This window comes from Streptomyces sp. NPDC098789 (assembly GCF_044759975.1).
Lineage (GTDB): Bacteria > Actinomycetota > Actinomycetes > Streptomycetales > Streptomycetaceae > Streptomyces.
This window is the reverse complement of sequence record NZ_JBIWAJ010000048.1, coordinates 1-9554: the sequence shown is the minus strand read 5'-3', so window position 1 is coordinate 9554 and position 9554 is coordinate 1. Positions and strand designations below refer to the sequence as shown.

10 protein-coding genes and 1 pseudogene are annotated in these 9554 nt (G+C 69.6%); 3 read left to right on the top strand and 8 right to left on the bottom strand.

Annotated elements, in window-relative coordinates; genetic code table 11:
- Positions 1-505: 505 nt before the first annotated feature.
- Complete coding sequence (locus ACIQWR_RS41130; RefSeq protein ID WP_404021206.1) at positions 506-709, bottom strand: cold-shock protein; 204 nt, start codon at positions 707-709, stop codon at positions 506-508.
- Between the two features lie 350 nt (positions 710-1059).
- Positions 1060-1443: a hypothetical protein gene (locus tag ACIQWR_RS41125; RefSeq protein WP_404021203.1), complete on the bottom strand. Its 384-nt coding sequence runs from the start codon at positions 1441-1443 to the stop codon at positions 1060-1062.
- Positions 1444-1649: 206 nt separating this feature from the next.
- Here ACIQWR_RS41125 and ACIQWR_RS41120 point away from each other — a divergent pair.
- Positions 1650-2210: pseudogene (locus ACIQWR_RS41120) on the top strand (thiol:disulfide interchange protein DsbA/DsbL); the annotation flags it as partial.
- Positions 2211-2286: 76 nt separating this feature from the next.
- Here ACIQWR_RS41120 and ACIQWR_RS41115 read toward each other — a convergent pair.
- From ACIQWR_RS41115 to ACIQWR_RS41095, 5 genes are all read right to left on the bottom strand, one after another.
- Positions 2287-2847, bottom strand: coding sequence for a hypothetical protein (locus ACIQWR_RS41115; protein WP_404021200.1), 561 nt, complete (start codon positions 2845-2847; stop codon positions 2287-2289).
- Positions 2844-5306: a tyrosine-type recombinase/integrase gene (locus ACIQWR_RS41110; RefSeq protein WP_404021198.1), complete on the bottom strand. Its 2463-nt coding sequence runs from the start codon at positions 5304-5306 to the stop codon at positions 2844-2846. The genes ACIQWR_RS41115 and ACIQWR_RS41110 overlap by 4 nt, the downstream gene beginning before the upstream one ends.
- A gap of 131 nt (positions 5307-5437) precedes the next feature.
- A complete protein-coding gene (locus ACIQWR_RS41105) occupies positions 5438-6442 on the bottom strand; it encodes a tyrosine-type recombinase/integrase (RefSeq protein ID WP_404021195.1) in 1005 nt (334 codons plus the stop codon).
- Positions 6443-6573: 131 nt separating this feature from the next.
- Positions 6574-6879, bottom strand: a complete 306-nt coding sequence (locus ACIQWR_RS41100) for a hypothetical protein (protein ID WP_404021192.1) — start codon at positions 6877-6879, stop codon at positions 6574-6576.
- Between the two features lie 17 nt (positions 6880-6896).
- The gene (locus tag ACIQWR_RS41095) at positions 6897-7070 is read right to left on the bottom strand and encodes a hypothetical protein (protein WP_404021189.1); all 174 of its coding nucleotides are present in this window, start codon (positions 7068-7070) and stop codon (positions 6897-6899) included.
- Positions 7071-7196: 126 nt separating this feature from the next.
- Between ACIQWR_RS41095 and ACIQWR_RS41090 the strand changes: the two genes are divergently transcribed.
- A complete protein-coding gene (locus tag ACIQWR_RS41090) occupies positions 7197-7643 on the top strand; it encodes a hypothetical protein (protein ID WP_404021187.1) in 447 nt (148 codons plus the stop codon).
- A 190-nt stretch (positions 7644-7833) separates the two neighbouring features.
- Here ACIQWR_RS41090 and ACIQWR_RS41085 read toward each other — a convergent pair whose 3' ends face one another.
- The gene (locus ACIQWR_RS41085) at positions 7834-8211 is read right to left on the bottom strand and encodes a DUF6233 domain-containing protein (RefSeq protein WP_404021184.1); all 378 of its coding nucleotides are present in this window, start codon (positions 8209-8211) and stop codon (positions 7834-7836) included.
- 161 nt (positions 8212-8372) lie between these two features.
- Here ACIQWR_RS41085 and ACIQWR_RS41080 point away from each other — a divergent pair, with 161 nt between their 5' ends.
- Positions 8373-8825, top strand: coding sequence for a hypothetical protein (locus ACIQWR_RS41080; protein WP_404021181.1), 453 nt, complete (start codon positions 8373-8375; stop codon positions 8823-8825).
- The last annotated feature ends 729 nt before the right edge of the window (positions 8826-9554 follow it).

Genomic DNA, 9554 nt, shown 5'->3' with positions numbered 1-9554 from the left:
AACGGATACTTCCTCGGTGCGGACATCGTCCGGGTTCCTCTCACGAGACCCATCTGACCCCCTGCCACCACTTCCCGCATCTCGGGGGAACCTCAAACAAACGCTGAGTCGTCTTCATGCCCCAACAAACGATGACTTCGACACAAAAGACACCCAAAGAGACAAAACGAGACCACGCTGGGCTAAAAACTTCAAACAGTCCCCTCAAACGAGCCCTACCTGACAGCAACTCAGCACTCCTCGACCACGCACGGAACCGGACCGCTTCGAGTTGTGGCCGGCCTTCAGGCCGGGGTCCGGCGCTCCGCTCCTGACTGCCCAGAGTCCGCTGCGCGTGGGAAGGTGACCCCGTTTCACAGGGTCTGGGTCCTCGACCTGTTGGGCAGGTCTGCTTTACATCCCTGTTCCGGGACTCTTTCCGGCTCCGCCTCCAGGACCAGCCCGCTCCGCGGGCGGCTGGCAGCGGAGCGGGGATCCCTGCCGTTGCTCGGCGGGCAGGACGGTCTCAGTCGATGCTGATGTTCGAGGCCTGCGGCCCCTTGGGACCCTGTGTGACCTCGAAGCTCACCTTCGAGTTCTCCTCCAAGGTCCGGAACCCGTTGGCGTTGATCGCCGAGTAGTGGGCGAAGAGGTCCGCGCCCCCGTCGTCGGGGGTGATGAACCCGAACCCCTTCTCCTGGTTGAACCACTTCACCGTGCCGGTCGCCATCGCTGTGCCCTTCTTTGTCCACGGATGTACCACCCGGATCCTGCCCTTGCCAATGGGACGAAAACCACCCGTACCAGGTCGTCGTCACCGAGCTCGTCGACCCCGTAGTCACCCCGAAGCCGCTCTACGGACCCGACCGATAGGAGGAACGACTCCGGGGCGAACGCCTCGCGGCCATCCAGACCGCCCCACCGGGCAGTCGGGCAGTGGCTGACGAACGTGCGCCGGCCCGGCGGACTCGGCAAGGACCCCGTCCGCGCGCAGCGGCGGATCGAGGCGCTCGACGCGATCGACGCCGACTGGAACCCGGGGACACACGGGTGGACCGTCGACTGGCAACGCCATCTCGTCTACCTCGCCCAGCTCCTGGCCGAAGGCGCCCGCCTGGCCGCGATCGTCCCCGGAATGACCAGGCGCTGCAACTCAGCCGGTTCCAGGGCTTCGACCTCCCACTGGACGGGGCGGGCCGGGTCGAAGCCGTACCGGCGGGCGAAGGCCGGCCACCGTGGGTCGCCGCTCTTGCCCTCGGTCGCCGGGAGGCCGTACGCGCGGACCTGCTCGTAGGTGAGCAGCACCCGGGTCACCGAGTTCCAGCACCCCGTGCGCGCCACCCAGTCCCGCTCGATGTCCTCGCCCGAGCAGTCGAAGTCGCCGGCGTTTCTCTGGGGCTTCGCGAGTGTTCGGGTGGAGTTTCCCCAGCTCAGGAGCGGTCGCGAGCACTGTAGCCGATGCAACAGGTGTGGTGCACGGGTCTTGGGACCGGCCCGCTCGGGGAGTGAGACGGGCGGCGTGCTCTTCACGCCACAGGGCCTTGCTCGCCACCCGATCCGGTCATTTTCGGTGAGGGTCACGTACGACCGGGGGCGATGACGCCATGATCGCTAGGCGCGTCAGTGGGATGCGCGTTCACATAGCGTGATGGATGGAGTCGGTCATGACTGAGCCGGTCGCAGGCACGGAGTACATCGAGATCTCCAACCCGGTCCCCGTGAGTGTCCCGGGCAAGATCGAAGCTGTGCAGCTGTTCTGGTACGGCGACCCGCACACCTACCACTTCGAGCCGACGGTGAACCCGTGGGCGGAGAAGCTCCCGGCGGACGTGAACTTCAAGAGGGTCCCCGCGATGTTCGGAGGGCCCTGGGACGCCCACGGGCAGATGTTCCTCGCCCTGGAAGCCATGGGGGCCGAGCACACGGTTCATGCCGCCCTCTTCGACGCGGTGCAGAACCAGCGCAAGCGGCTCACCGACCCCCAGGACCAGGCCGACTTCCTCGGCACCCAGGGCATCGACAAGGACAAGTACCTGGCCACGTTCAACTCCTTCGCCATCAAGGGCCAGGTCAACAAAGCCAAGGAGCTGGCGAAGAAGTACGAGGTCACGGGCGTTCCCTCGATGGTCGTGAACGGGAAGTACCGTGCGGATCTTGGAACGGCTCAGGGCCCCGAAGGGCTCCTGAACGTCGTTGATCATCTGATCGCCGTGGAACGCGCGGCTAAGTAGGAACCCTCTGACAGCGCGCGGCCGGAGATTAAGCGTCCCCCGGCGCCGGTGATGCCGGGGGACGCGCGTTCAGAAGCTACGTGGGAAGCGGTCTTTCGCTGTGGCGGTTCATCTGGGCCATCAGTTCGCGGTTGGCCGCGCGAGCAGCGGTGAGGTCGTCCCCCTGGTCCTGGAGTTTGAGTTCCAGGTCGACGACCTGCTGCTCAAGGGTGGTGATCCGTACCTTGAGTTGCTCTGTGTAGTCGCCTCCGCCGATGCCGGACTCCCGCCATACCTCCTCACCCAGAGCCTGGCTGAGACGTGCTTCGAGGCGGCGGACCTGGGACGCGAGCCGGGCGGTGCGGGCATCGGCGGCGAGCAGGTCTGCCTGGAGGGATGCCCGGCTGACGGCCGGACCGCGGCCGCCGGAGACGGTGGGCGGTTCGGCGGCCTGGGCGTGGACATGACCGAGCAGGTCGCGGTGGCGGTAGAGGAAGGTGCGGTCGACGCCGGCGCGGCGGGCGATCGCGGTGACGCTGGTCTCGGAGCCGTCTTTGGCGGCCTGGGCCAGGGCGGCCAGTACGCGCTGGCGGCGCCGGCTGGTGTCGGCCCGGCGGCCTTCGATCATCGCCTGGACGGTGGGGTCGGGTGCGGTCATGCGGGTCGCTCCGGTCGGAGGTCGGGCAGGGGCTGGCGGATGCGGGGCATGCCGAGGAAGGTCTGCCGCATTTGGCGGACGGCCTGGGCGGCCTGCTGGATCTCCGCGCGTTCGGCGTCGGTGAGGGTGTCGATGTCTTCGGTGACGCGTTGGATCAGGCGGCGGAGGCGGGTGATCTCGGTGTCGGACGGCATGGCCTCGGCGCGGGCCCAGTCCTCGGCCTCGGCCATCGATCGCAGCTTCTCCCGCTGGCGCAGCAGGTCGTCGAGGTAGGTGCGCAGGTCGGGGAGGTAGGAGACGTCGGTGGAGAAGTGGTCGCAGCCCACGCACCGGAACCGCAGGGGGCAGGCTCCGCCGCCGGCGGCGACGTTGGAGGGCTCGGAGCAGGTGCCGAAGGGGACGACGACCGCGCCGACGGCCCGGCGGGTGCGTTCGGCGTCCAGGACGCTGGTGACCGCGCCCCAGATACGGGAGCCGTGGCGGTCGAACTGCATCTGTGTGACGCGCTCGACGGCCTCGCGCAGGCGCACTTCCTTGACCCGGTAGTAGCCTCTCGTGGTTTCGAAGCTGTCGTGGTCCATGAGTTCGGCCAGGACGTCGATGGGGACGCCCGAGTCCGCGTGACGCTGGGCGAAGGAGTGCCGGTAGGCGTAGGGGAAGATCTTCTCCTTGTCGAAGACGGTGCCGTCGTCGAGGACGAAGTCGGGCAGGGTCTCGACCCACTCGCGGTGCATGCCGGACAGGTGGTTGGCGTCGATCGACCGGTCCCCGCGCAGGTTGAGGTTCTGCGAGGGCAGCAGGACCAGCTGCGACTGCGGCCGGTCGGGGAAGCGTTCCCGTACGCGTTCCTGCTGGGCGATGATCAGCTTGGCGGTCGGCTCGTGGATGGGGAGCTGACGCCCAATGCGCTGTTCCTTCCAGTTGTTGTAGAGCAGGACCGGCTTGCCCTGGCTGTCCCGGGTCAGGCACCCCAGATCCAGGCGACAGATCTCCTCCGGGCGGCGGCCGGTGTCCATGAGGAGTTCGACGCTCAGCCGTAGCTCGTAGCAGGTCATCGCTTCGAAGGAGTCCAGGTGGGCGCAGAGCTGGCGCATCACCTCGGCGGGGAGGTCCTGGCCTTCCTCCGAGGGCTCCGGCGTCTTGGGGACGTCGTGGCGGGTGATGACGAAGTCGTCCGGCAGCCCGGCCAGCGGCCCGTTCGGGCGGGTAAGTCCCATGGCCCGTCCCTCGCGGAGCACGTTGCGGGCCTTGCTGACGTAAGCGATGCGTGTGCGGGTGGTCATCTGTCCGTTGGCTTCGAGGAACGACATCCTGTTCAGGAAGTTCTCGATGTCGGCGCGAGCGAGCGCGGCCTTGTCCATGCCGCGGTCGGGCCGTGCTCGCAGGGTGTCCGAGAGCTTGGCCAGGCCGTGGAGATGTTGTTGCGCGTGCGAGGAAGCGCTCTTGGAGCGGACCTTGGAGAGGTAGTCGCGCGCCCAGCGCCTGGCGCTCTCCCGCAGCCAGGGCTGGTGGATCGCGGTGAAGACGAGCGAGCCCCGGTGCCCGAACGCCACCAGGTCCCACTCGTCCTTGGTGTACTCACCCTCGGGGCTCTTCACGGCCCGGATCGCGTAGATGCGGGTACGGTTCAGCAAGATGAGCGCCTCGCTGTTCGCGGCCGGGTCCGGGACGTCCTCCAGCCGTGTGGCGCCCGAGGGACGGATGGTCCGGTCGATCAGGGCCCGGAAGTTGCCAATCTCTGTGCGGGCACCTCTGTGGCAGCGGTGCTGGAGTCCGAACAGCAGCTGGGCGACGACGAGGTCGGGCAGGCCCCGGAAGCTGACCTCGGCGGCGAACCCGCTGGACGGCGCGGTCCGCAGCCACATCTCCTCATCGAATCCAGGATCCTTGCGCAGCGTCCAGAGCCGCTTCTCGTGCGCATGGCATAGCCGGGTCTCGCCGGCGCTGATCGCCCGTCGGTTGCAGGCGCGGACCGCGCAGTCCCCCAGGCCGGGCAGTCCCTTGATGGCGGGATCGGTGAGGAACTCCTCAAGCGTGCCGCCGTGCTTTTGCAGCTGCCACCAGTGCGACCGGCATACCGGTCGCGTGCCCGAGTCGGTCCACGGCCGCTCGCAGTCGGTGACGCGGCAGTCGCCCACTGGCAGGTGCATGTACGGTGCGGTCCGCGGAACCCGGACGAAGTCCTCGTAGGGCAGTGCGGAGGCGCGGTGGCGGGTGTTGCAGGTGGCGCAGAGCTTGAGGCCCTTTACCGGGGATATGCACCCGGGCACCGGGCACCGCCGCCCGCCCAGGGTGGGATGTCCGATCGGCGGTTCCAGTACACGGCGCTCGGCGTTCCAGCCGGCCTCGGTCAGGAAGTCCTCATTGATCAGTGACCACAGAAAGGCCGTCAGCTCGGCATCGGAGGCATGCGGCGCCGGGGCCGGAGCGGTGACGATCGGCGTGAGCAGGAACGTCATCGGGCACCGCCGGTGAGTTCGCGCGGCGAGGGCACCGCGTCCACCGCGTCCCGCAGCCGGTCCGGGGCCGGTGTCAGGTACGGTTCCGCGCTGGAGAGCCGTGCGTGGTCTAGCAGTGCGGCGATCTCGTCCTAGCCGCCGCCCGCGTCCGCGACGTTGCTGCCGGCCGCGCGCCGCAGCATCCGCGGCGTGATCCTCCTGCTCAGCCCGGCGCGCTTCGACAGCCGTCCGAGCAGCTCGCCGAGGCTGTACGTGGTCATCGGGGCGCCCAGTGGCTCGGCGAACAGGTTCACCAGCACGAAGTCGCTCTCCGGTCCGTGCGGCAGCGCCATCCGCTCCAGCACGTACTGGTCGTAGGCGAGCACCACCAGGTGGTCGACGGGCTTCCACCGGCCCGGTGCCGCGGTCGGCTGCCTCTTCGCCCAGGCCCCGTTCGGGTTGTCCCGCCGCAGCGTGTGCAGGTGGGAGCCCTGCTTTGTGCAGCCCAGCGCCGTCGAGTCGGGCATGAAGTGCATGTCCTCGCGCCGCAGGCCGGCCGCGCCTCCCGGGCGTAGCCCCGCCCGGCCCAGCAGCAACACGATGAACCGGTCCCGGGCGTTGTGGCAGGCGAGGAACAGGGCAACGATCTCCCGGTCGGTGGCCCGCTCGCCCTTCTTCCGCGGGACCTGCACCCGGTGCCGCGGGCGCATCCGGTAGCCGGTCACCACCTCCCCACGGGCCTGCTCCGGCAGGTCCCAGTTCTCCGCCACCTCATACAGCTGGGCCATCACGTGCGCGGGCACCGCCTTCGTCGTGATGCCGTACAGCAGGAACTGACGCACCCCGGTGAGGACGTTCTGGATCCGGGCTGGCTCCCGTGCCCGCTCCGCCCCCGGCCCCGGGTACACCAGCCCGGTCCCCGGCGGGCGGTCGATGCCCGTGACCTGCTTCGTACCGAACTTGAGCCAGACGACGAACAGCCCAAATTCCTCGGCCGCCACCCGCCAGTCGCGGCCGGTCCGTATGCACCAGCGCAGGTACAGCGCGATGTGCCCGGCGTACGTACGGGTCGTCAGCTCGGCTTGGTCCTTGCCGAATCGCACGTGCCGAAGGAACGCGTCGGCCTCCGGGACTACGGCCAGGTCGTCGTCCAGCACGGTCCGATACTGGACGCCGGACGGAAGTTGAACAGGAAAGGCCCTCACGGGTCTCCTCCATCTCTATGTGCAACGTGTCGCAACGATCACGACAGCCCCAGAGATGCTAGAGAAAACCCCAGCTCACACACCTAGTGCAGCGTCACACCACACTCTTCGAAGCCCAAGAGAAAGACCACCGCAAGGTGGGCTTCGCGGTGTTCGTGGGCGACGCGGTCGCGGACGACGTCAGCGTAGGACTGGGAGCTGAAGCCGCGGACGATGGGGACGGGGATGCCCGCGAAGTCGAGCCAGCCAGTCAGCTGCTGCCGAAGGGTGTCCTTCTCCGCCGCGACGTACAGAGCCTGCCCCTGGCCCTCAGTCCGGTCCAGGCGGAACCAGTCGGGCATCTCCCGCACGAAGGCGTCCGCGCTCGGCCAGGCCGGCGGGACGTGCACTTCGCGGACGGTTTCGATCAGGTCGGGGAAGCGGCCCTCGCGGCGGGCCTGGGCGGCGTGTGCGGCAGCACGCCCTCGGCGGCCAAGCGGTACATGACCTGTCTCAAGGTCACCTTCAGCGGTCCGTACCCGTCCACAATCTCCCGCGCGCGGTCCACGACGACGGGCCACCGGATCCGTTCACGAGCCATACCGGTACATGTACCCCTGCCCGAGGTTCTCCCGAACCGCCTTCCTCGCGAGCCTGTCCCTGGGATCGTGACCTGTATGGATTCTCCCGCTGGCCGTCGGATGGCCGCTGACCGACCGGCCCGGACATGGTGAGCGCCGGGCGTTCGCGGCTCTGGGTGCGCGTCGGCCTCACCCGGATCCGCGCCGACAAGATCACCGCCGTCACCCCCGCCGACGACAGCCTTCACCTCCAGGTCACCGGCGTCACCAACGGCCTGGTCCTCCCTCTCGCGCCCGGCGCGCAGCGCTCCGGGCGGGACGGCCGCCTCGTCGAGTGGGCGGACGAGTTCCTGCGGGTCATCGAGCGAGCCGCCGCCCTGCCCGTCGCCACCCTGATCACCTTCACGCCGGCCAACGACTTCCAGGCCGCCGGGTTCACCGCGTGCCCACTGACCGGCGACGAACGCCCCCTCCTCCAGCCGCCGCTCCTCCCGGTCCCCGACCTCATCCCCCCGCGCCCCGCCCCAGCTTCATGGGCCACTCCCAAGTCCTTGGAAGATCCACACGGTCCACGCGGCCGCGCGGACCGATGACGCGCGCTGGCTCAGAGGGCCCGGGCCGGTGAAGTCCGGGCGGACGAAGAGGACGTCAGCGCCCTATGCGCGGGGCCCTGTGTGCTGGAGGTGATGCTGTCGGGGTGCGGCCCCCGTCGCGGCCCTGCTGGCCAGAGCCGCACCCCGTACAACCACCGTACCCACCCTCTAGCCGGTCTTGAGAGGTCGGTCAGCTGGTCATGCCGAGCAGGTTCTCCGGGCTGCAGTACGGCCAGGGATCGATGCCTTCGGTGAGGGTGCGCCGGGCTTCCTCACGGCTGATCGGCTTCCCACGGCCCATGGCGCAGTCCCCGATGTGGACGAACAGCCTCTGCGGCCCCGACCCCGTGCGTAGGGACTCCAGCTTCCACTGCGGGGGCGGGGGCGGGGGACGTCGGGCGGCTTCCGCGGCCAGCTCGGCCTCCAAGGCGCTGATGGCGCGTTCGGCGAGTGTCCGCTGCCAGTCCAGCCATGTCAGGACGGCCCGCCAGCTTTCCAGCCGCGCCCGCGGGCCGCACCTCGCCCGCGCACAGGCCGCCAGCCCCCAGGTCGCCGCGCCGCCACCCATCGACGACAGCCCGCCCCAGCCATGGCCTCTTCCGCCGCCCGCCGCCGCGGCTGACCGCGACGCACGGCGGGCAAGCCCAAGGGGAGCCTGGGCAAGCCACCCCGCGCACTGGCTTGCCCGCCGCCGCGATCAGCGGGGCGGCCCGCACCTGAGGAGCTGTCATGCCCGAGAACACCTTCACCACGCCGCTCGCCCCGATGGAGCTGGACGACGTCACCGGCGCCTTCGCCTACATACGGGCGTGGCAGGCCGGCGACGTCGACACCGCCGGGAGGGTCGCCGATCTCTGCGACGGCGCGGAGCTGCGCCAGTTGCTCCTGGAGGTCCTCGCCCACATCGTTATCCCCGTCACCGCCGTGGACGACCACGACGGGGAGCCGTGCACGCACGCCTTCCTCGCCGCGGCACTCGGACAGGTGCTGCTCGACACCGTGAGCCACGCCGACGGCGCCTGCCTCGCCTTCTCGCCGGGCATCGCCCAGACCATCGTCCGCTTCACCGAGACGATCCTCACCGACAACCACGGCGACGTCGCCGACGTCCTGCGCCAGCTGGAAGCCGCAGGGATACGGCAGGCGATGAAGGAGCACCCAGCGCACCGCACCACCGCGTAGCCGCACCAGGACGGTGGTGCGGTCCGGCGCGCGTTCCCGGCGCACCACCCGCACCATCGCCGTGGGTTCCACCGCACCACCGCACCGCACCACCGCACCGCGCCAACGCGATGCGCGCCGCCGCACCACCGGGAGCCGTGCCGGGTGCTGCGGCGCACCACCGCGGTGCGCCCCACGGTGGAGCCCACCGTCGTCCAGCGCACCGGAGTGGAGTCCACTGGGTGGACTCCACCCGAAGGGCGCACCGCACCGCACCAGGTGCGCTTCCACGTTGGCGGGGCCCTATCACACACCCCCTTGGCCAGGCCCTGATCGGCGGTCGCAACCTGCTGTGTCAAGGAGAAACGTGCCGGGCGCTCACGTGGTCAAGGGGTGGAGCCGAACCCGGTCAAGGGGTCTGCCGAACCTGGACAAGGGGTGGCCCGAGCTGGTCGGAGACAAGGTGCGGCGCACCAGGTGCGGTCGACTCGGCGGACGATGCCCGGATGCCGTCACCACAGCCAGGCGTTCGAGTGCCGCATCCGGGACAGGGCGCGGGCATCGCGGCGGGCGGCCGCGTTGCCGATCCGTCTCTGCGGGGAGCGGGGCCGGCGTGAGTGCCCGGCGGCGAGGCGGCGCTTCCCGGCGTCCTGGATTGAGGTTCCCCCGGTGTGTGGGAGGTGCTGGTCAGCTGGTCAGAGCGGGTTGATGGGGTTTCAGGTTCGCTCGTTCGGTCGCTGCCTGTTCGGC

Excerpts from the sequence above, each read along its gene's own strand:
- ACIQWR_RS41080 (WP_404021181.1), top strand. The coding sequence starts at position 8,373 with ATGCCCGAGAACACCTTCACCACGCCGCTCGCCCCGATGGAGCTGGAC.
- ACIQWR_RS41085 (WP_404021184.1), bottom strand. The coding sequence starts at position 8,211 with ATGGGTGGCGGCGCGGCGACCTGGGGGCTGGCGGCCTGTGCGCGGGCG.
- ACIQWR_RS41095 (WP_404021189.1), bottom strand. The coding sequence starts at position 7,070 with ATGGCTCGTGAACGGATCCGGTGGCCCGTCGTCGTGGACCGCGCGCGG.
- ACIQWR_RS41110 (WP_404021198.1), bottom strand. The coding sequence starts at position 5,306 with ATGACGTTCCTGCTCACGCCGATCGTCACCGCTCCGGCCCCGGCGCCG.
- ACIQWR_RS41115 (WP_404021200.1), bottom strand. The coding sequence starts at position 2,847 with ATGACCGCACCCGACCCCACCGTCCAGGCGATGATCGAAGGCCGCCGG.
- ACIQWR_RS41090 (WP_404021187.1), top strand. The coding sequence starts at position 7,197 with ATGGTGAGCGCCGGGCGTTCGCGGCTCTGGGTGCGCGTCGGCCTCACC.
- ACIQWR_RS41130 (WP_404021206.1), bottom strand. The coding sequence starts at position 709 with ATGGCGACCGGCACGGTGAAGTGGTTCAACCAGGAGAAGGGGTTCGGG.